This is a genomic window from Paracoccus sediminis (assembly GCF_900188295.1).
Lineage (GTDB): Bacteria > Pseudomonadota > Alphaproteobacteria > Rhodobacterales > Rhodobacteraceae > Paracoccus > Paracoccus sediminis.
The window spans coordinates 109,442-128,885 of sequence record NZ_FZNM01000007.1 but is presented as its reverse complement, the minus strand read 5'-3'; the positions used below and the strand labels follow the sequence as shown (position 1 = coordinate 128,885).

The window sequence follows — 19,444 nt, the reverse complement described above, 5'->3', positions numbered from 1 at the left end:
GCGTCTTGAAGAAAAAATTCATGTTTTCAAACTATTGCCGATATGACGCGGTTTTTTTTCGGCAATCAATCCGAGGGCATAGGATGTCCGTCATCGCATTGACACACAAGGCAGGAGGAGGCCTTTCCATGCAGCTGACCACATCCGCGCATCCCGTGGCCCATGACAAGCGGCCTTTCTATCGCCACCTGTATTTCCAGGTCATCGTCGCCATCGCCGCCGGCGCCCTGCTGGGGCATTTCTATCCCCAGACCGGCGAGGCGCTGAAGCCCTTGGGCGACGCCTTCATCAAGCTGGTCAAGATGATTATCGCGCCGGTCATCTTTCTGACCATCGTGACGGGCCTGGCTGGCATGGGATCGCTGCGCGGCGTGGGGTCGGTCGTGGGCAAGGCCTTTGCCTATTTCTTCACCTTTTCCACGCTGGCGCTGATCGTCGGCCTGATCGTGGCGAACGTCATCCAGCCGGGCGCGGGGATGAACATCGACCCGGCCAGCCTCGATGCCTCCACCGTCAGCGGATACGCCGAAAAGGCGCATGAAACGTCGCTGACCGGCTTTGTCATGGACATCATCCCGACGACGCTGGTGTCGGCCTTTGTCGAAGGCAACATCCTGCAAGTGCTGTTCGTGGCGATCCTGTTCGGCATCGGCCTGATCCTGGTCGGCGACAAGGGCAAGCCCGTGCTGAACATCCTGGAATCGGCCAGCCACGCCATCTTCCGGGTGGTAGACATCCTGATGAAGGCCGCGCCCATCGGCGCTTTCGGCGCCTTCGCCTTTACCATCGGCAAATACGGCATCGCGTCCATCATGAACCTGGCGATGTTGGTGGGCACGTTCTACCTGACCTCGGCGATGTTCGTGATCGTGATCCTGGGCGCGGTCTGCCTGGCCAACGGGTTCTCGATCTTCCGGCTGATTTCCTATCTCAAAGCGGAAATCCTGCTGGTCCTGGGCACCTCGTCGTCGGAATCGGCGCTGCCCTCGCTGATGGAGAAGATGGAAAAGGCGGGCTGCGCGCGTCCGGTGGTGGGCCTGGTCGTGCCGACCGGCTACAGCTTCAACCTGGACGGCACCAACATCTACATGACGCTGGCCGCGCTGTTCATCGCCCAAGCCACCAATACCGACCTGTCGCTGCAACAGCAGGTGCTGCTGCTGCTGGTCGCGATGCTGTCGTCCAAGGGCGCGGCGGGTGTGACCGGGGCGGGCTTCATTACGCTGGCCGCGACCTTGTCGGTCGTGCCGACCGTGCCGGTCGCCGGGATGGCGCTGATCCTGGGCGTGGACCGATTCATGTCGGAATGCCGGTCGATCACGAATTTCATCGGCAACGCGGTCGCCACGGTGGTCGTCAGCCGCTGGCAAGGCGCTCTGGACCGCAAGACGTTCGACGCGGTGCTGGGCGGGCGGGAGCCCGAACCGATCGCCGCGCCCGTGGGCGGGCTGGCAATGGCCCCGGTCGGGCTGCAACTGGGCGAACGCAACGCCGACTGACAAGCCGGACGATGGAAAAGGCGCCGCAGGAATGCGGCGCCTTTTTCCATGGCTCAAACCAGAACATCGGATTCCCGCGGCGGCATGCCGCTTTGAACCGCCATCAGGTTTCCGATCATGCGCGCGATGGTCGGGGCAAAGGCCCCTGCATCAAGCGCACCCAGATGCGGCGTCAGCACCACGCGGTCCAGCCCCAGCAAAGGATTGTCGCGCAAGATCGGCTCGACCGAGAAAACATCGATGCCCGCGCCGCGCAACCGGCCCGCGCGGATGGCGTCGGCCAGATCGGATTCCACCAGCACACCGCCGCGCGCCGCATTGATGAGAATAGCGTCCGGTTTCATCAGCGCCAACTGGTCGCGCCCGATCAAGTCGCGGGTGCTGTCGTTCAGATCGCAGTTCAGCGTCACGACATCGGCAGCCGCGAGCAGATCGTCCAACGGGACAAAGCGCGCGCCGTCTTCCTGATCCGTCGGCAAGGGGGTGCGCTTGCTGTAAAGAAGGTCGCAGCCAAAGCCGCGCAGCAGCCGCGCAAGCGCGCGGCCGACATGGCCCATGCCGACGATCCCGACCCTGCGCCCCGACAGAGTGGCAGAGCTGGGCGCGACCTGTCCCTTGGGCCAGCCGCCGTCGCGGATGCCGACATGGCCGCGCACGATGTTGCGGTTGACGGCCAGGATCAGGCCAAGGGTGGTTTCCGCCACCGCGACCGCATTCGATCCCGTCGTTCGGAACACGCGCACGCCATGGCTGCGCGCGGCATCAAGGTCGATTCCGTCATAGCCCACGCCCCATTTGTGAACCGCCTTCAGGCCCGGCATGGCCATCATCGCGCCGGTCACGGGCACATCCCCGGTGATCGCAAAACTGGCGCCGCGCAGGGCGGCGATCTGGTCCTGCGGATCACGCGATCCGGCCGTGGTCAGGGTCCAGCCATCGGGAAGCAACGGCCGTATCCGGTCCAGCCGTTCCGGCGACGCGGGATCCAGAAGAACGATCCTGGTCATGTCAGCCCCTCTCAGATGACAAACCGGATGCCGGGGCGGGCCAGACCGCCGCCCTGCGCCATCACGGTGCCGTCCGCACGCCAGCAGGCTGCCCCTGTCATGGCACCGTCCGGGCCAAAGGAAATCGCATTCATGCCCCCGCCGATGATCTTGACCAGCCGCACGTCATGGCCGCGCGCCCGCATCGCATCGGCCTGCGCGGCATAGGCCGGTTCCAGTTCCAGATGGTGCCCTTCGGTCCACAGGCGCGGCGCCTCGACCGCTTGTTGCAGCGTCATGCCGTGGTCGATCAGATTGACGATGGCCTGCATGGCGGACGGAAAGATCCGCACGCCCCCCGGCAGGCCAAGCGCATAGACCGGCTGCCTGTCCCGCAGCACCATCATCGGCGCCATGGATGTCGGCACCCGCTTGCCCGGCGCCACCGACAGCGCCAGACCGGGCCGGGGATCATAGTTCAACATGTAGTTGTTGGGGATGATCCCCGTCCCCGGCACCATGAAACAGGCGCCCCACAGCCCGTTGATCGTATGTGTGGCGCTGACGATGTTGCCATCCGCGTCCGCGATCGTCACATGGGTCGTGTCGCGGCTTTCAGACCCCATTCGTTGCCGGGCATGGTTTTTGGACAAGAAACGGTCCACCGGCACATCCACGAAATCGGGATCGCCCGAAGCCGCGCGACGGTCCTGGAACGCCAATGCCATCGCCCGCGCCATCAGGTCCATCGCATCGGCGCTGGCAAAGCCCATGCCGCGCAGGTCGTACGGTTCCAGCATGTTCAGCATCTGGGCGACATGCACCCCGGACGAGGCAGGCGGCGGCGGTCCGGCGATAACATGGCCGCGATAGGCGCCCATGATGGCGTCTCGTTCGATCGCGCGGGCCGCCATCAGATCGGCCAGGGTGACATGGCCCCCGCCGGCGGCCAGACTGTCCGCCAAGGCGCGGCCCAGATCGCCGCCATGCAGGGCGGCGTCCCCTTGATCCCGGACCAGATGCAGGCTCTGCGCGTAATCGCTCATCGTCAGACGCGCGCCCGGCGGCAATGGCATGCCCCCAGGCAGGAAAAGACGCGCCATGTCCGGGTCGGCCCGCAGGTCATCCTGATGTTCCCGAATGGCGCCGTGCAGATAGGGGCTGACGGAAAATCCCCCCGCGGCGGCGCGGATGGCGGGTTCGACCACATCGGCCCAAGGCAGACGGCCATGGCTCTGCTGCATCCGATACCAGCCGCGCAGGTTGCCGGGGACCGCCACGGAGGATGGTCCGCTGCGGTTCCGCCGACCTTCGGTCTCCATGTAAGCGTCGGGGTGATCCGACAGCGGCGTGAACATGTCGGGACGGGCACCCTGCCCCGCGCAGGACAAGGCGTCGATCACCACATGCCGTCCGTCCGACAGGCGCAAATGGGCGATGCCGCCGCCAGCGATGCCGACCATCATCGGTTCGACCGCTGTCAGGGTCAGCAGCGCGGCCACGGAGGCGTCAATGGCGTTGCCGCCGATGGCCAGCATCTCGGCCCCCGCCGCGGTGCCCAGGGGCGCGTTCGTCACGACGACGCCCCGCGAACCGGTGGCCGGAGTTTTCTCGCAGAGGAAAGGAAGCGTCATGCAGTCGTCCCGCTGTTCGCGACCAGCTTGGCCGCTGAAAAGGGGGCGATCAAGCCCGCGCATCCTCCAGCATCATCCGGGCGGCCTTTTCGGCGATCATCATGGTCGGCGCATTGGTGTTGCCGCTGGTGATCGTCGGCATGACCGACGCGTCGGCGATCCGCAGCCGCCCCACCGCACGCATCCGCAGCCGGGGATCCACCACCGAGCCGTCGTCGGCGCCCATGCGGCAGGTGCCGACCGGATGAAAGATCGTGGTGCCGACCGCGCCCGCCGCCCGGACCAGATCGTCGTCGGTCTGGAAGGCGATGCCGGGCACATGCTCGCTGGGATCGAAGCGGGTGAAGGCAGGCTGCGCGGCGATCTTGCGGGCCAGCCGAATCGCACGGACCGCCACATCCCGGTCGCCGGGCGTGGACAGGTAATTCGGCCGGATCGCGGGATGGGCGCGAAAATCCGGGCCGATGACATGGACCGAGCCGCGGCTTTCAGGGCGCAGGTTGCAGACGCTGGCGGTCATGGCCGGGAAGGGATGGACCGGATCGCCGAACTTGTCGAGGCTGACCGGCTGGACGTGGAATTCCAGATCGGCGGTGGCCTTGTCGGGACCGGACTTGGCAAAGATTCCCAGCTGGCTGGGCGCCATCGACATCGGCCCGGACCGTTTGAACAGGTATTCCAACCCGATCGACGCCTTGCCCAGCAGGCGCGAGGCCTTTTCGTTCAGCGTGGGAACGCCCGTCACCTTGTAGACCAGGCGCAGTTGCAGGTGATCCTGAAGGTTCTCGCCCACCGACGGCACCTCGACCCGCGGCGCGATGCCCGCCGCTTGCAGGATGTCGCCACGTCCGATGCCGGAGTGTTCCAGGATTTGCACCGATCCGATGGAACCTGCCGCCAGCACGGTCTCGCACGTGGCCCGCGCTTCGCTCCGCTGCCCCCCGTGGTGGAAGACGACGCCCTTGACCTCTCCTTCTTCGATCACCAACCGCTCGACCTCGGCCCCGGTCACGACGCGCAGGTTGGGGCGCTTCAGGATCGGGCGCAGAAACGCCTTGGCCGCGCTCCACCGCCAGCCGGCGCGCTGGGTCACATCGAAATAGCCGCCGCCTTCGTTGTCGCCGCGGTTGAAATCGTCGGTGCGCGGAATGCCCGCCTGTTCGGCCGCTTCCATGAAGGCATCCAGAACGGCCCAGCGGACGCGGGCGGTTTCCACCCGCAATTCCCCGCCAGCGCCATGGGCGTCGTCTGCGCCGCGATAGAAATCCTCCTGCGCGCGGAACAGGGGCAGGATCTCGTCCCAGCCCCACCCGGTGCAGCCCATCTGGCGCCAGCCGTCGTAATCGGCCGCCTGCCCGCGCATGTAGATCATGCCGTTGATCGACGAACAGCCGCCCAGCACGCGACCGCGCGGATACAGCAGCGACCGCCCGCCCAGGCCAGCCTCCTCCTGGGTCTTGAAGCCCCAATCCGTCCGCGGATTGCCGATGCAATACAGATAGCCCACCGGGATATGGATCCAGTGGTAATTGTCGCGGCCCCCTGCCTCCAGCAGCAGAACCCGCGTCCTGGGATCGGCGGACAGGCGATTGGCCAGCACGCAGCCCGCGCTGCCCGCCCCGATCACGATGTAATCGCAGCTCTCCATCAGCTTTCGGACCGGAAGCCCAACCTGCGACCCAGCTTGCTGGCGAAGAATTCGCCGATCAGACCGCGCCGGAACACCAGCACGCAGACCATGAAGACCACGCCCGTGATGATCGTCACCGGAAAGTCCGAGGTGGCGAGGTAGTTCTGCAACGTCACCACCAGCCCCGCGCCCACGACCGGTCCGGCCAGCGTGCCGATACCGCCCAACAGCGTCATCAGGATCACCTCGCCGGACATCTGCCAGCCGACGTCGGTCAGGGTGGCGAACTGAAAGATCAGCGCCTTGATCCCGCCTGCAAGACCGGCAAGCGCCGCCGACATCACGAAGGCCCCCAGCTTGTAGCGGCTGACGGAGTAGCCCAGGGAGATCGCTCGCTGTTCGTTTTCGCGGATCGATTTCAGGATCATGCCGAAAGGCGAGTTGACGAAGCGCCAGATGACCAGCAGCCCGACGATGAACACCGCCAGCACGAAATAATACATCGTCATCGTGTCCGACAGGTCGAACATGCCGAACAGGCGTCCGCGGGGCACGGACTGGATGCCGTCCTCGCCATGCGTGAACTCGGCTTGCAGGCAGAAGAAGAAGAACATCTGTGACAGGGCCAGGGTAATCATGGCAAAATAAATACCCTGCCGGCGGATGGCGATGGCCCCCATCACCAGGCCCAGGGCGGCGGCGCCCAGGACGCCCAGCAGAATCCCGGCCTCGGGCGGCCAGCCCCAGACCTTGACGGCATGGGCGGTGAAATAGGCCGAGCCCCCGAAAAAGGCCGCGTGGCCAAAGGACAGCAGCCCCGTATAGCCCAGTAGCAGGTTGAAAGCCGCCGCGAACAGCCCGAAGGCCAGCAGCTTCATCAGAAAGATCGGGTACAGGAACTGCGGCGCCACCAGCAGCGCCGCCGCTATGACGGCCAGCAGCACAAGCTGGATCGGTCCGGCCTTGGGGTGGATGGCGACCTGTTCGGCGCCGATGGGTTCGGATTTGCCGGCCATGTCAGGCATCCTTTCCGAAAAGGCCCGCGGGCCGCAGGATCAAGACAAACGCCATGATGACGAAGATCACGATATTGGACGCCTCGGGGTAGAAAACCTTGGTCAGCCCCTCGACCACGCCCAGCATGTAGCCGGTGACGATGGCCCCCAGGATCGACCCCATGCCGCCGACCACGACCACGGCAAAGACGATGATGATGAGGTTGGACCCCATCAGCGGGCTGACCTGATAGACGGGCGCGGCCAGCACGCCTGCAAAGGCCGCCAGCCCCGCGCCAAGCGCATAGGTCAGGGTCAGAAGCAAGGGCACGTTCACGCCAAAGCTTTGCACGAGCGCCGGATTTTCGGTGGCCGCGCGCAGATATGCGCCCAGCTTGGTCTTCTCGATCATGAACCAGACCGCGATGCACACGATCAGCGACGCGATCACTACCCAGCCGCGATAGATCGGCAGGAACATGAAGCCCAGGTTCACCGCCCCGGTCAGCGCGCCGGGCGCCGCATAGGGCATGCCGGACGCGCCGTAGAAATACCGGAACGTCCCCTCGATCGCCAAGGCCAGCCCGAAGGTGAACAGCAGCCCATACAGATGGTCCAGCTTGTACAGCCGCGACAGCATCGTGCGTTCGATGATCGCGCCGAACAGCCCGACGATCAGCGGCGCCGCGATCAGCGCCAGCCAGTAGTTGACGCCGCCCACCGTCAGCAGCAGCAGCGCGGTAAAGGCCCCCAGCATGTATTGCGCGCCATGGGCAAAGTTGATGACGCGCAGCAGGCCAAAGATCACGGCCAGGCCAAGCGACAGCAGCGCATAGAAGGATCCGTTGATAAGCCCCACCAGCAGCTGGCCCATCAGCGCCTGAACGGGAATGCCGAAGATCATGGTCATGTCACACCCCCAGTTCCCGATGCAGCAGGTCCATCCGGTTCGGCAGGTCGGATACCGGGAATTCGGCGGTCATCGTGCCATGGTCCATCAGGTAAAAGCGGTCCGCGACCTTGGCGGCGAAGCGGAAGTTCTGTTCCACCAGCACCACGGTCATGCCGCGCTGTTTCAGTTGCCGCAGCACGTCGCCGATGGCGTTGATGATGACGGGGGCCAGCCCCTCGGTCGGCTCGTCCAGCAGCAGGCAGCGCGCGCCGGTGCGCAGGATCCGCGCCATGGCCAGCATCTGCTGTTCCCCCCCAGACAGTTTCGTGCCGGGGCTGTTACGGCGTTCGGACAGGTTCGGGAACAGGTCGTAAATCTCGGCCACGGTCATGCCGCCATCCGCCACCTTGGGGGGCAGCATCAGGTTTTCCTCGACCGACAGGGTGGCGAAGATGCCGCGCTCCTCGGGGACGAAGCCCAGGCCCGCGCGGGCGGTCTTGTGCAGGGGCACGGACATCAGATCCTGGCCCGCAAAGGTGATGCGGCCCGTGCGCTTGCGCAGGATGCCCATGATCGTGCGCAGCGTCGTGGTCTTGCCCATGCCGTTGCGGCCCAGGATGCAGATCATCTCGCCTTCGTGGACGTGCAGATCGACGCCGTGCAGCACATGGCTTTCGCCGTACCAGGCCTGAAGCCCGGCGGTTTCCAACAGCGGGGCCGTCATTCCTCGGTTCCCATATAGGCGGTGCGCACGCGCGGATCGGCGGACACGGTGGCGTAATCGCCGGTTGCGATGATTTCACCCCGTTGCAGCACGGTGACGTGGTGGCAAATGTCGGCGACTACGTTCAGGTTGTGCTCGACCATCAGGACCGCGCGTGTCTTCGCCACGTCGCGGATGATCTCGGCCACCATGTGGACATCCTCCTGGCCCATCCCGGCCATCGGTTCGTCCAGCAGCAGAACTTCAGGCTCCAGCGCCAGGGTCGTGGCGATTTCCAGCACGCGCTTGCGGCCATAGGACAGGTCGGCGGCGCGGTGGTCGCGGTAAGGCGTCAGGCCCAGGTGGTCGATCAGTTCGTCGGCGCGCGCGTTCAGCCGGTCCAGCGACGACAGCGGCTTCCAGAACTGCACGGCCAGCCCGGCGGGCCGCTGCAAGGCGACCTTGACGTTTTCGCGCACCGTCAGGTGGGGAAACACGGCCGAGATCTGGAAGGACCGCACCAGCCCCATGCGGGCTACCTTGTCGGGCTTGGTCTGGGTTATGTCCTGGCCCAGCAGCGTGATCTTGCCGCGCGTCGGTTGCAGGAACTTGGTCAGCAGGTTGAAGACCGTGGTCTTGCCCGCGCCGTTCGGACCAATCAGGGCATGAATGCGGGCGTGCTCTACGTCCAGGTCGACATTGTTGACGGCGGTAAAGCCGGAAAAATCCTTGCCGAGGCCGCGGGCGGAAAGGACCACCCGCGGTTCGGTTTGCGTCATGGAAGGCGCAAGGTTCATGGGATCGCCTTACTGGGTGACAAGCGGGCAGCCGCTTTCGGCCGGATCCAGATAGGCCTCGTTGCCCGGAATGGTCGCCAGCACGTTATAATAGTCCCAGTCCTCGGTGATGTCGGCGGGGGCCTTCACCTCCATCAGATAGACGTCCTTGATAAGGCGGCCGTTGGCGCCGACCTTGCCGTCTTGCGCGAACACGTCGTTGACGGGCAGTTCGTGCAGCTTGGCGGCGACGGCTTCGGTTTCATCGGTCCCGGCGGCCTCGATGGCCTTCAGATAGGACATGACCGCCGAATAGGTGCCCGCGTGGACCATGTTCGGCATCGATCCCGTGCGTTCCATGAAGCGGCGCCCGAACTCCTCGCTGGCGGCGTCGCGTTTCCAGTAGAAGCTTTCGGTCAGGTTCAGGCCCTGCGCGGCCTCGGCACCCAGGCCATTCACGTCCGACAGCGTGAACAGCAGCGCGGCCAGTTTCTGTCCGCCTTGGGTGATGCCGAATTCGGCGGCCTGCTTGATGGCGTTCTGCGTGTCTGCCCCGGCATTGGCCAGACCGATGACCTTGGCGCCCGACGACTGCGCTTGCAGCAGGAAGGACGAGAAGTCGGTCGAGGCCAGCGGGTGACGGACGGAACCGGTCACGGTGCCGCCGTTTTCGGTCACGAATGCGCTGGTCTGTTCTTCCAGCGAATATCCAAAGGCATAGTCGGCGGTCAGGAAGAACCAGCTGTCGCCGCCCTCCTTCACAAGCGCGCCGCCGGTGCCCACGGCCAAGGCGTGCGTGTCATAGGCCCAGTGGAAACCATAGGGGGAACACTGCGCGCCGGTCAGTTCCGTCGTAGCGGCGCCCGTCGTCATGGTGATCTTGCTTTTTTCCCTGGACAACGCCTGCACGGCCAGGGCCACGGACGAGGTGGTCAGCTCCATGATGCTGTCCACCTGTTCGGTGTCGTACCACTGGCGGGCGATGTTGGATGCGATGTCCGCCTTGTTCTGGTGGTCGGCGGTCACGACCTGGATAGGCGCGTCCAGAACGGTGCCGCCGAAATCCTCGACCGCCATCAGCGCGGCTTCATAGGAATTCTTGCCGCCAAAGTCCGAATAGACGCCGGACTGGTCGTTCAGAATGCCGATCTTGACCTTGCCGTCCGAAATCTCGGCCACGGCGGGTGCGGCCAGCAGGCCGACGGATGCGGCGGACAACAGTAGTTTACGCATGAAACCTCCCCTGAACATTTTCCATGGGCACCGCGGCGCGGCCGCAGACCTGGACGATGTTTTTTTTCAATAGTGACGAGAGCCTCTCCACCAGCCCACGTTCAGCGGAAAGGATGACCCTAAAGTCACTTTGACACAAGCGTTCAAACCCGTCTAATTTCGTTCAGGTTCTGCACGAATTTGAACAATCATGCTCAGTTGGGACGACCTCCAGTTCTTTCTTGCTGTCGCCCGCGAGGGGCAGTTGTCGCGTGCCGCACGGATTCTGGGCACGTCCCATGTCACGGTGTCGCGGCGGATCGACCGGCTTGAACAGGCGCTGAACGCCCGCCTTTTCGAACGCAATCCCCGCGGATACGAACCCACGCCCGCAGGTCGCCGCCTTGTCGAAACGGCTGAGCGCATGGAGGAAGCGGCCGAGCAGATCCCCGTCGAACAGGGCGCGGCGTCGCGCCAGGCGGGACCATTGCGGCTGGCGGTGCCGGAAGGTTTCGCCAGCCTGTTTTCGCAGCATCTGTGGCCCGATTTCATCGCGCAGTTCCCGCTGATCTCGCTGGAGCTTATCACCATGCCGCAGATCCTGTCCCTGTCGCGGCGCGAGGCGGACATGTCGGTCACGCTGGATCCCATTTCCAGCGGGCCTTACCGGTCCGAGCGGCTGGCCAACTATACGCTGCATCTTTATGCGACCGAAACCTGTCTTGCGGCCGGCCGTCCCGTGACCCGGCCCGAGGATCTGCGCCAGCACCGCATCATCGGCTATATTGAGGAGATGATCTTCGCCCCCGGACTGGACTATCTGAACGAGGTTCTGCCGGGGATCCGCGCGTCCATCAAAAGCTCCAGCGTGTTCAACCAGCTGGCGGCGGCACGGAACCATCTGGGGATCGCGGTCCTGCCGCATTACATCGCCGTGAAATATCCCGAACTGAGGATCGTTTTGCAGGACCAGGTGACGCTGAACCGCACCTATTGGCTGACCTGCCACCGCGACGTGCGGGCCATGCGCCGGGAACGCGCGGTGATCGCCTTCCTGACCGACAGCCTGCGCGCGCGGGGATCGGAACTGGTGCGCCCGGCCTGAGCATTGCGCGATTCCGCTTGCCGCAATGCAACTTGGGGAACAGTCTTGACATTGACGTGATGTCAAAGGGGGATGGACATGACAAAGGCGCATCAATCCGGGGCAGCGGCCGCGCCGCACCAACCCGAACTGAACCGTGTCATGGGGCCCAAGCTGTTGCTGCTGTTCATCGTGGGCGACATTCTGGGGACCGGGGTCTATGCCCTGACCGGCACCGTCGCGGTCGAGGTCGGGGGCGCTGCCTGGGCGCCGTTCCTGATTGCGTTCCTCGTGGCCACGATCACCGCGTTTTCCTATCTGGAACTGGTGACGCGCTATCCCCAGGCGGCGGGCGCGGCGCTGTATGCGCACCGCGCCTTTGGCATCCACTTCCTGACCTTCCTCGTGGCCTTTACCGTGATGTGTTCGGGGATCACCTCGGCCTCGACGGCGTCGAACGCATTCGCGGGCTTTCTGAACGACGGCTTCGGACTCGGGTTCGAAAAGGGTAGCGCGGGCATCCTGCTGATCGCGCTGGGCTTCATGACGCTGGTGGCGGCCGTGAACCTTCGCGGCGTCGGCGAAAGCGTCAAGGCGAACGTGGTGCTGACCTGCGTGGAGCTGACCGGCCTGCTGATGATTATCTTCGTGGGCTTTTACGCGATGGCCCAGGGCCGCGCAGACTTCTCCGAGGTGATGGTCTTTCGGTCATCCGCCGAAAAGGGCGCCTTCCTGTCCCTGACGGCGGCGACCGCCTTGGCCTTCTTTGCCATGGTGGGGTTCGAAGATTCGGTCAACATGGCCGAGGAGGTCAAGGATCCCGTCCGCATCTTCCCCCGCATCATGCTGACCGGACTGGGAATCACCGGCGTCATCTATATCCTGGTGTCGATCTGCGCCGTGGCCCTGGTGCCGGTCGGCGACCTGTCCAACCCGGACCTCGGGTCCGCCCTGACGCAGGTGGTCCGGGCGGGCGCGCCGAACCTGCCGTTCGACACGATCTTTCCGTTCATCGGCATGTTCGCGGTGGCCAATTCCGCCCTGATAAACATGCTGATGGCCAGCCGCCTGCTGTACGGGCTGGCGCGCCAGGGGGTTCTGCCCCATGGCCTTGGCCTTGTTCATCGAACGCGCCGCACCCCGTGGGTGGCGATCCTGTTCACCACGGGTCTGGCTTTCGGCCTGATCTATTTCGTCGTAACGCGATCGAATCTTCCGGCGGTCAGCCTGCTGGGCGGCACGACATCGCTGTTGCTGTTGTGCGTGTTCACCGTGGTCAACATTTCGCTGATCGTGCTGCGCCGGCATCCGGTCTCGCACAACCATTTCCGGGCACCGGCCGTCCTGCCCTATGTCGGCGCGGTGAGCTGCGCATTCCTGGCCGGGCCTTGGGCGCGCAGTGCCGCGCAGATGGACCAGTACCGTATCGCGGGATGGTTGCTGGCCATCGGCATCCTGTTGTGGGGGGCGACCTGGATCTGGAACAAGGCCAGCCGTAAGCCCTATCCCGGCAGCTTGGGCGACATCGACCAGATGCGCGAACATCACGGCGATTCCCCCCGGAATTGAGGCCACACCGCGATGGCGGCGCACCCGCCGCCCTGAAAAATGTCGTCGTGATCGGCGCCGTTCGAACCGCTGGGCCACCCCCGGTTGACCGAGGACGACACCGCATCATCCAACGGGCGAAAAAGAACTCAGGCTTGCGGCAACTTCCAATTCGGACCGGGAACTCTTTTTACTTTCCAAGGCTTGTAGCGGCGCAAGAACGGAGACATGCCATGAAAAGCCTGATGACCATGACCGCAGCCGCCACCCTGGCCGCCGGTGCGGCCTTCGCGCAAACCACCGTCGTGACCGAACCGAACCCCGTCGTCGTCACGACCCCGTCGACCACCGTCACCACGACTGAAACCGATCCCAGCACCACGGGCGGCGGCGCCGTCGGCGGTGCGGCATCCGGTGCCATTGCCGGCGCCGTCGTGGGCGGCCCCGTCGGCGCCGCCGTTGGCGGTCTGGCCGGGGCGGTGATGGGTGACGTATCCGAGGACGCGCTGACCCCGGCAACGCGCACCTATGTGCTGGAGAACAAGACCGAGTCCGTGATGCTAAACAACGTGGCCGTAGGCGCAGTGGTACCTGAAACCGCCCCCGTGCAAGTCGTTCCCGACACCCAATACCAATACGTCTATGTGAACGACCGTCCGGTTCTGATTGAGCCGGAAACGAGAAAGATCATCCACGTCTATGAATGATCGCTCGATCCTTTGATCGGAAACAGGCTGGCAATTGCCAGCCTGTTTCATTTTGGCGATCCCGAAAGGGCTGCCGCAATCATTTGGAACAAACGCCCTTGGGCTGAAAACCCGTCAGACAGCGGTGATATGGGCATCATTGCCTTGCAAGGGCGGTTCGAAGCCGTCCATGCACACAGCCCAACCCCTCCCCTATGGGCCGTCCCTATGACCGGTCTCATCCGATCCGTGATCCTGCCCGTATCGGCCAAACCCCTTGAACGTTCCCCGACCACCCATAGGCTCCAACGCTGTGCAACTTGGGCGGACTGGCCGGCGCAGGGATAGCTTTGGCACCATTCCGGACAGCTTCACGACACGCCGGGCATGAGGGGTTCAAGGACGGTGAAACATCGCCAGGTGATCCGATGCGATGTCAACACGTCGGCGCTGCGCCCCGATCAGCGCGAGGCGAACCTTGCAAGCGGTTCCGTCGAAGCAGCATCTGGCGATCCCGGGAGGACTCGAACCCCCAGCCTAGTGATTAGAAGTCACTTGCTCTATCCGGTTGAGCTACGGGACCGTTGCCGATCTTTTGCGGGATCGCGCATCAATGCGCAAGTGAGGCTGCACCCGCGTCGGTGGATCGGTTTGACCGGCCAAGGCTCACGCCAAGGCCTGTGCCATGAAGACGCTGTTGGGATCCGGGCGGTAATCGCCGAACGGAGGGCATTCCCGGAAACCCGCTGCGGTATAAAGCGCCCGTGCCGGGGAAAAACTTGGCTGTGCGCCGGTTTCCAGGACCAGCCGGATCAGGCCCGCCCCTTTGGCATGATCGATCAGCCGATCCAGCATCAGGCGCGACAGACCGTTGCCCCTCGTCTCGGCGAGGACATGCATCGACTTGATCTCGGCCTGATCGCCGTCCAGACGCTTCAGCGCCGCCATGCCGACAGGCTTGCCCGAATCCCGCAGCACGAAAAAATCGATGGTGGAGGATGCCAAGGCCGTCCTGGGCATCATGTGGATCGATTCTGGCGGGGTGTCGGCGTGCATTTCGGCTGTGTGGCGGGCAAACAGCAACGCCAGATCATCCGTTAGGGGCGATTCCGGTTCGAAACGAAGCCCATCAGTCACCATGACGCGAACACTGCACCTTCGAAGAACCGTTTGACCAAGGCGTCCCAACGGAAAAGGGCAACCCCACGGGCCGCCCCCCCGCAGACGCCGACTCAGGCAGCGCGCGACAGCAGAACGTCCTCGACACGCTTCTGGGCTGCGCCTTCGTCAAGGCCGCCCACCGCAGCCACCTCTCGGGTCAAACGATCCAGGGCCGCTTCATAAAGCTGGCGTTCTGAATAGGACTGCTCGCGCTGATCGTCGTTGCGATGCAGGTCGCGCACGACCTCGGCAATCGACATCAGGTCGCCAGAGTTGATCTTCTGGTCATATTCCTGCGCGCGACGCGACCACATGGCGCGTTTGACGCGGGCCTTGCCCTTCAGGGTCTCGAGAGCGCGATCGATGAGGTCCGGGGTGGACAGACCACGCATTCCGATTTCGGAGGCGCGCGCCGTCGGGACGCGCAGGGTCATCTTGTCCTTTTCGAACGAAATCACGAACATCTCAAGCCGCAGCCCCGCGACCTCCTGCTCCTCGATCGACATGATCCGGCCAACGCCATGCGCCGGATAGACGACGAAATCATCGGGGCGAAATTCGTTTTTCTTGGTCTTGGACATCTGGCTTCCTCTGGGTCGTCCTTTGCAAGGACACAAAGAACCGAAAGCGGCACAGGCCGCTTTGGTCCGTTCAGGTTCACAAGAATATTCCAGCCCGGCAGAGAGCATGGAAACGGCAGCAAGGGGCGCGCATCTTCTGGGCCTCTGACTCCCATCAGATGCGAATATGGCAGAACCATAACATAAAAATGCCTTCGGAAAAAGTATCGGAATGCCGGGAAAATTTCACCAAAATCCGATCAAAAAGCGCATGGAATCAAAAAGCTGGGAAGGTTCCCCGGTGCAAAACTGAACTGGTCATGGCGAATCGCGGCATTTGGACGCAACGTCACAAAACGCGATCAATCCCCCTCGCCGGGCGCCTCGGAGAAGTATTTTTCCAGCTTTCCCGCCACGCCGTCCATGTCCGAAGCGGTCGGCAGCGGCTCTTTTTTCTGGGTGATGACCGGCCAGATTTCGGAATATTTCCGGTTGAACTCTACCCATTGATCCATCGCGGGTTCGGTGTCGGGACGGATCGCATCGGCCGGGCATTCGGGTTCGCAGACGCCACAATCGATGCATTCGTCGGGGTGGATTACCAGGGTGTTCTCACCTTCATAAAAGCAATCCACCGGGCAAACCTCGACGCAGTCGGTATATTTGCACATGATGCAATTATCGGTGACGACATAGGTCATCGCAGGCTCCACTTCCGTCCGTGGGCTAGTTACGCCGGGCCAACCGATCATTCAAGACCGGCAACCTCCGAAAAGACCGCCGTTCCATTAAAGTCCCGGCCGGCAGGCGGGGGTTCGGATTCAAGGTACAGGTGGCGAACAGGCGTCCGTCAGCCAGTCTGACCCAGCTCGCGGTACAGGCCCTGCGCTTCGCTTGCCGGTCCGCGTCGTTGGCCAAGGGCCGCCACCTGCAAGGCCCGGACCTTGCCTTGTGCGGACACGATGATCCGGTCGCCCGGATGGACCAGCTTGCCGGGCTTGTTGCAGGGCTGGCTGTTGACGCGAATGCCGCCCGCCTCGATGCGTTCGACGGCGATTGCGCGGGATTTGAACACCCGCGCAAAGAACAGCCACTTGTCCAGACGAAGCCCTCCAGAGGCCTCGCCGTCGGCAGCGATCACTTCTTGTCCTTCAACGCCGCAAGGATCGCGAAGGGGCTGTCGGGGTCAGCCTTCTTTTCGGGCCGCGAGGAGAAGGTCGCGGGCTTGTTGTGCTGCGGCTTGCCGCCCTTCTTGAACCCGTCCTTGCCATGCGGCTTGCCACCGCCATGGCGCTGATCCCGGTCTTCGCGCTTTTCCCGGCGCTCGCGGTCGGGGCGGCCACCTTCAGGGCGATCTTTCCGTTCCGTCCTATCCGGGCGGTCGGACCGGGGTTCACGCGGCGCGTCCTGCGGGACATCGCGGCGCGGCCCGCCCCCGCGGCGGGCCTGTCCTTCGCCTTGGGGACGCCGGTTCGGGCGGGGCTTTGGTGCCCAGCGGAAGGTATAGAACACTTCCATTTCGGGTGCGGCTTCCTCGACCACCTCGCCTGCGGCCTCGGCCTCGGCGCGGCGCCGTTCGGCCTGTTCGGCTTCCCACCGGGCGCGGGTCTCGGCGGCAAGGACGCTTTCCTCCTCGGTCATAGGCGCGTCCGATCCTTCGCCTTCGGGCACGGGTGCCACAACCGGGGTTTCGGCAGCCCTGACCTTGGGCCGTTCGGCCCGTTCGGCGGCATAGCCCAGCCCTTCCATCAGACGAGAGAACTGTTCCAGCGTCATCCCGGTGATCGACAGCATGTCGGGATTGGCCTCGAATCCGCCACGCGTGTCCTGCGTGCGCAGCAGGTCGGCCAAGCGTTCCAGCATGTCGATGCGGATCGCGCGTTCCCCGGCAGGACGGTATCCCGACAAGGTATAATGCTGTTCCGGCACGTCGGCGATGTGCGGGATCGTGACCAGGCCGGGCGGCGGGCTTTCGGGAAAAGTGTCCAGACCTTCGGCCAGCGACCACAGCACCAGCCGCAGCCGCGTCGGCGCGGGCTTCAACAGCGCAGGCATGAAGATCGTGAACTGACCGAAGCGGACGCCGTGCTTGCGCAGCGCGCCGCGCGCGTCCTGGTCCAGATCCTTGACCTCGGACGCGACCCCGTCGCGCGGTAGGATGCCCAGCGATTCCACCAGCCGGAAGGCAAAGCCGCGTGCCAGGCCGGTCAGCGCCTCGTCCTTTTGCAGGGTCAGCAGCGGTTCGAACAGCGCGGCAATCTTGCGGTCGACGAAATGCTGCAAACGGCGCTTGACCTTGTCCGCGATCTCGGACCCGGCTTCCTCGTCGACAAAGACCTCGACGCCGGGATGCAGCGCGTCATGGCCGCGCACCAGCTTGCCGACGGCGGCATTGCCCCACATCAGCCCGCCCTGTTCGGTATAGTCCAGTTCGGTGTCGGGGGAATTGTAGAACCTGTCGGCCCGCAGATGAAATTCCGGGCGCAGCGCCTCATAGCTGGCGCGATGCAGCATCCGGGCCTCGTCCGCCGATCCGGTCTGGTCGGCGCGGAAACGGAACCCTTCCAGCCGGCCGGCGAATTCGCCCTCGACCGTCACTTCGCCCTTGTCGTTCACTTCGGCCACAAGGCTCTCCTTCTGCTTGAGCCGGCGCAGCAGCACGGACGTGCGCCGGTCCACAAATCGTTGGGTCAGCGCCGCGTGAAGGGCATCCGACAAGCGGTCTTCTACCGCGCGCGTCTCGCCTCGCCAATGGCTTTCATCCTGAACCCAACCGGATCTCTGCGCCACATAGGTCCAGGTGCGGATATAGGCCAGCCGCTTGGACAGCGCGTCGATGTCCCCTTGCACCAGGTCGATGCGCTTGATCGCTTTGGAAAGCCAGTCCGACGGGATCGCCCCGTCCTGAAGAAAGCCGAAGATCCGGGCCAGAAGCGTGGTATGCTCCGCGGGCGAGATGCCGCGGAAATCCGGCACCCGGCACACGTCCCACAACAGCCGCACGTCCTGGCCGCCCTGAACCCGGTCGCGGATTTCGGGAATCTCGCGCAGGGTTTTCAGGGCCTGCACGTCGTCGGCGTCGCGCCCCCGGCCCAGCAGCGCGTGGCCGGACGGCGATTCCAGGCTTTCGACCAGCCGGTCCATCGTGCCGAATTGCAGATCCGTGTTGCGCCAGGTCAGCCGCTGGATCGGGGCAAAGCGGTGGTTCTCGATGGCATCGATCAGGCCCTCGTCCAGGATCTCGGCCTCTCCGGTGACGCCGAAGGTGCCGGATTCGGTGTGGCGCCCTGCCCGGCCCGCGATCTGTCCCATCTCGTGCGGGAACAGCGGACGGACGCGGCGGCCGTCGAACTTGTGGGTCGCGGAAAAGGCGACATGGCGGATGTCCAGGTTCAGCCCCATGCCGATGGCGTCGGTGGCGACCAGGTAATCGACCTCGCCTGCCTGATACATCGCGACCTGGGCGTTGCGGGTGCGGGGCGACAGCGCGCCCATGACGACGGCGCAGCCACCCTTTTGCCGGCGGATCAGTTCGGCCATGGCATAAACGTCATCGACGGAAAACCCGACGATCGCCGACCGGGCGGGCATCCGCGACAGTTTCTTGGATCCCGACCATGACAAGGTGGACAACCGGTCCCGCCGCTTGAACTGGACGCCGGGGATCAGCGCCGCGATGGCCGGGCGCATGGTATCGCTGCCCAGAAACAACGTCTCGTGCAGGCCGCGCATCTTCAACAGTCGGTCGGTGAAGACATGGCCGCGTTCGGGATCGGCGCACAGCTGGATCTCGTCGATGGCCACGAAATCGGCGGCGATGTCGGGCATCGCCTCGGTCGTGGCGACCCAGTATTGGACACGATCGGGAACGATCCGTTCCTCGCCCGTGACAAGGGCCACCACGGACGGACCGCGCGCCTTGACGATTCGGTCATAGACCTCGCGCGCCAGCAGCCGCAGCGGCAGGCCGATGACCCCGGTGCGGTGCGCTAGCATCCGTTCGATGGCGTAATGCGTTTTCCCGGTGTTGGTCGGGCCAAGGATGGCCGTGATCCGGCCGCGTTCATGAATGGTCATG

17 protein-coding genes and 1 tRNA gene are annotated in these 19,444 nt (G+C 64.3%); 4 read left to right on the top strand and 14 right to left on the bottom strand.

All coding sequences use genetic code 11. The features are described 5' to 3' along the window. Positions 1 to 128: 128 nt before the first annotated feature. Positions 129 to 1,499 (top strand): dicarboxylate/amino acid:cation symporter, encoded by a 1,371-nt coding sequence (locus tag CHB77_RS11525; protein ID WP_089388361.1) that lies wholly within the window; start codon positions 129 to 131, stop codon positions 1,497 to 1,499. A gap of 53 nt (positions 1,500 to 1,552) precedes the next feature. Here the strand turns inward: CHB77_RS11525 and CHB77_RS11520 are convergent, their stop codons facing one another. From CHB77_RS11520 to CHB77_RS11485, 8 genes are read right to left on the bottom strand one after another with little or no spacing between them, the layout of a single operon-like run. Beyond that, entirely contained in the window at positions 1,553 to 2,506 is a 954-nt protein-coding gene (locus tag CHB77_RS11520; RefSeq protein WP_089388360.1) for a 2-hydroxyacid dehydrogenase, read from the bottom strand. An 11-nt stretch (positions 2,507 to 2,517) separates the two neighbouring features. Then, positions 2,518 to 4,119, bottom strand: a complete 1,602-nt coding sequence (locus tag CHB77_RS11515) for a gamma-glutamyltransferase family protein (RefSeq protein ID WP_089388391.1) — start codon at positions 4,117 to 4,119, stop codon at positions 2,518 to 2,520. Positions 4,120 to 4,168: 49 nt separating this feature from the next. Beyond that, a complete protein-coding gene (locus CHB77_RS11510; protein ID WP_089388359.1) occupies positions 4,169 to 5,767 on the bottom strand; it encodes a GMC family oxidoreductase in 1,599 nt (532 codons plus the stop codon). Next, positions 5,767 to 6,765 (bottom strand): branched-chain amino acid ABC transporter permease, encoded by a 999-nt coding sequence (locus tag CHB77_RS11505; RefSeq protein ID WP_089388358.1) that lies wholly within the window; start codon positions 6,763 to 6,765, stop codon positions 5,767 to 5,769. The genes CHB77_RS11510 and CHB77_RS11505 overlap by 1 nt, the downstream gene beginning before the upstream one ends. Position 6,766: 1 nt before the next feature. Continuing rightward, complete coding sequence (locus tag CHB77_RS11500; RefSeq protein WP_089388357.1) at positions 6,767 to 7,654, bottom strand: branched-chain amino acid ABC transporter permease; 888 nt, start codon at positions 7,652 to 7,654, stop codon at positions 6,767 to 6,769. Between the two features lies 1 nt (position 7,655). After that, the gene (locus tag CHB77_RS11495) at positions 7,656 to 8,360 is read right to left on the bottom strand and encodes an ABC transporter ATP-binding protein (protein ID WP_089388356.1); all 705 of its coding nucleotides are present in this window, start codon (positions 8,358 to 8,360) and stop codon (positions 7,656 to 7,658) included. After that, on the bottom strand, positions 8,357 to 9,136 hold the full coding sequence (locus CHB77_RS11490) for an ABC transporter ATP-binding protein (RefSeq protein ID WP_089388355.1): 780 nt from the start codon (positions 9,134 to 9,136) through the stop codon (positions 8,357 to 8,359). The genes CHB77_RS11495 and CHB77_RS11490 overlap by 4 nt, the downstream gene beginning before the upstream one ends. 9 nt (positions 9,137 to 9,145) lie before the next feature. Then, entirely contained in the window at positions 9,146 to 10,348 is a 1,203-nt protein-coding gene (locus CHB77_RS11485; protein WP_089388354.1) for an ABC transporter substrate-binding protein, read from the bottom strand. Positions 10,349 to 10,538: 190 nt separating this feature from the next. Between CHB77_RS11485 and CHB77_RS11480 the strand changes: the two genes are divergently transcribed. From CHB77_RS11480 to CHB77_RS11470, 3 genes are all read left to right on the top strand, one after another. Next, complete coding sequence (locus CHB77_RS11480; RefSeq protein WP_089388353.1) at positions 10,539 to 11,432, top strand: LysR family transcriptional regulator; 894 nt, start codon at positions 10,539 to 10,541, stop codon at positions 11,430 to 11,432. Positions 11,433 to 11,510: 78 nt separating this feature from the next. Continuing rightward, complete coding sequence (locus tag CHB77_RS11475) at positions 11,511 to 12,980, top strand: APC family permease (RefSeq protein ID WP_165456272.1); 1,470 nt, start codon at positions 11,511 to 11,513, stop codon at positions 12,978 to 12,980. Between the two features lie 212 nt (positions 12,981 to 13,192). Then, positions 13,193 to 13,666 carry a DUF1236 domain-containing protein gene (locus CHB77_RS11470; protein ID WP_089388352.1) on the top strand — a complete coding sequence of 158 codons (474 nt, stop codon included), beginning with the start codon at positions 13,193 to 13,195 and terminating at the stop codon, positions 13,664 to 13,666. 485 nt (positions 13,667 to 14,151) lie between these two features. On the opposite strand, the gene CHB77_RS11465 is transcribed toward CHB77_RS11470, so the two are convergent. From CHB77_RS11465 to CHB77_RS11440, 6 genes are all read right to left on the bottom strand, one after another. Then, positions 14,152 to 14,228: transfer RNA gene (locus CHB77_RS11465), tRNA-Arg, on the bottom strand. Positions 14,229 to 14,311: 83 nt separating this feature from the next. Continuing rightward, a complete protein-coding gene (locus CHB77_RS11460) occupies positions 14,312 to 14,668 on the bottom strand; it encodes a GNAT family N-acetyltransferase (protein ID WP_242626635.1) in 357 nt (118 codons plus the stop codon). 209 nt (positions 14,669 to 14,877) lie between these two features. Beyond that, complete coding sequence (locus CHB77_RS11455; RefSeq protein ID WP_089388350.1) at positions 14,878 to 15,387, bottom strand: CarD family transcriptional regulator; 510 nt, start codon at positions 15,385 to 15,387, stop codon at positions 14,878 to 14,880. Between the two features lie 341 nt (positions 15,388 to 15,728). Further along, complete coding sequence (fdxA, locus tag CHB77_RS11450) at positions 15,729 to 16,067, bottom strand: ferredoxin FdxA (protein ID WP_089388349.1); 339 nt, start codon at positions 16,065 to 16,067, stop codon at positions 15,729 to 15,731. Positions 16,068 to 16,216: 149 nt separating this feature from the next. Further along, positions 16,217 to 16,507, bottom strand: coding sequence for an RNA-binding S4 domain-containing protein (locus tag CHB77_RS11445; protein ID WP_341273561.1), 291 nt, complete (start codon positions 16,505 to 16,507; stop codon positions 16,217 to 16,219). Beyond that, a complete protein-coding gene (locus CHB77_RS11440; RefSeq protein WP_242626636.1) occupies positions 16,504 to 19,443 on the bottom strand; it encodes a helicase-related protein in 2,940 nt (979 codons plus the stop codon). The genes CHB77_RS11445 and CHB77_RS11440 overlap by 4 nt, the downstream gene beginning before the upstream one ends. Position 19,444 lies beyond the last annotated feature (1 nt).

What these genes read in the sequence shown, in the direction of transcription:
- CHB77_RS11525 (WP_089388361.1), top strand. Translation starts at nt 129, where the DNA reads ATGCAGCTGACCACATCCGCGCATCCCGTGGCCCATGACAAGCGGCCT.
- CHB77_RS11520 (WP_089388360.1), bottom strand. Translation starts at nt 2,506, where the DNA reads ATGACCAGGATCGTTCTTCTGGATCCCGCGTCGCCGGAACGGCTGGAC.
- CHB77_RS11515 (WP_089388391.1), bottom strand. Translation starts at nt 4,119, where the DNA reads ATGACGCTTCCTTTCCTCTGCGAGAAAACTCCGGCCACCGGTTCGCGG.
- CHB77_RS11510 (WP_089388359.1), bottom strand. Translation starts at nt 5,767, where the DNA reads ATGGAGAGCTGCGATTACATCGTGATCGGGGCGGGCAGCGCGGGCTGC.
- CHB77_RS11505 (WP_089388358.1), bottom strand. Translation starts at nt 6,765, where the DNA reads ATGGCCGGCAAATCCGAACCCATCGGCGCCGAACAGGTCGCCATCCAC.
- CHB77_RS11500 (WP_089388357.1), bottom strand. Translation starts at nt 7,654, where the DNA reads ATGACCATGATCTTCGGCATTCCCGTTCAGGCGCTGATGGGCCAGCTG.
- CHB77_RS11495 (WP_089388356.1), bottom strand. Translation starts at nt 8,360, where the DNA reads ATGACGGCCCCGCTGTTGGAAACCGCCGGGCTTCAGGCCTGGTACGGC.
- CHB77_RS11490 (WP_089388355.1), bottom strand. Translation starts at nt 9,136, where the DNA reads ATGAACCTTGCGCCTTCCATGACGCAAACCGAACCGCGGGTGGTCCTT.
- CHB77_RS11485 (WP_089388354.1), bottom strand. Translation starts at nt 10,348, where the DNA reads ATGCGTAAACTACTGTTGTCCGCCGCATCCGTCGGCCTGCTGGCCGCA.
- CHB77_RS11480 (WP_089388353.1), top strand. Translation starts at nt 10,539, where the DNA reads ATGCTCAGTTGGGACGACCTCCAGTTCTTTCTTGCTGTCGCCCGCGAG.
- CHB77_RS11475 (WP_165456272.1), top strand. Translation starts at nt 11,511, where the DNA reads ATGACAAAGGCGCATCAATCCGGGGCAGCGGCCGCGCCGCACCAACCC.
- CHB77_RS11470 (WP_089388352.1), top strand. Translation starts at nt 13,193, where the DNA reads ATGAAAAGCCTGATGACCATGACCGCAGCCGCCACCCTGGCCGCCGGT.
- CHB77_RS11460 (WP_242626635.1), bottom strand. Translation starts at nt 14,668, where the DNA reads ATGATGCCCAGGACGGCCTTGGCATCCTCCACCATCGATTTTTTCGTG.
- CHB77_RS11455 (WP_089388350.1), bottom strand. Translation starts at nt 15,387, where the DNA reads ATGTCCAAGACCAAGAAAAACGAATTTCGCCCCGATGATTTCGTCGTC.
- fdxA (WP_089388349.1), bottom strand. Translation starts at nt 16,067, where the DNA reads ATGACCTATGTCGTCACCGATAATTGCATCATGTGCAAATATACCGAC.
- CHB77_RS11440 (WP_242626636.1), bottom strand. Translation starts at nt 19,443, where the DNA reads ATGACCATTCATGAACGCGGCCGGATCACGGCCATCCTTGGCCCGACC.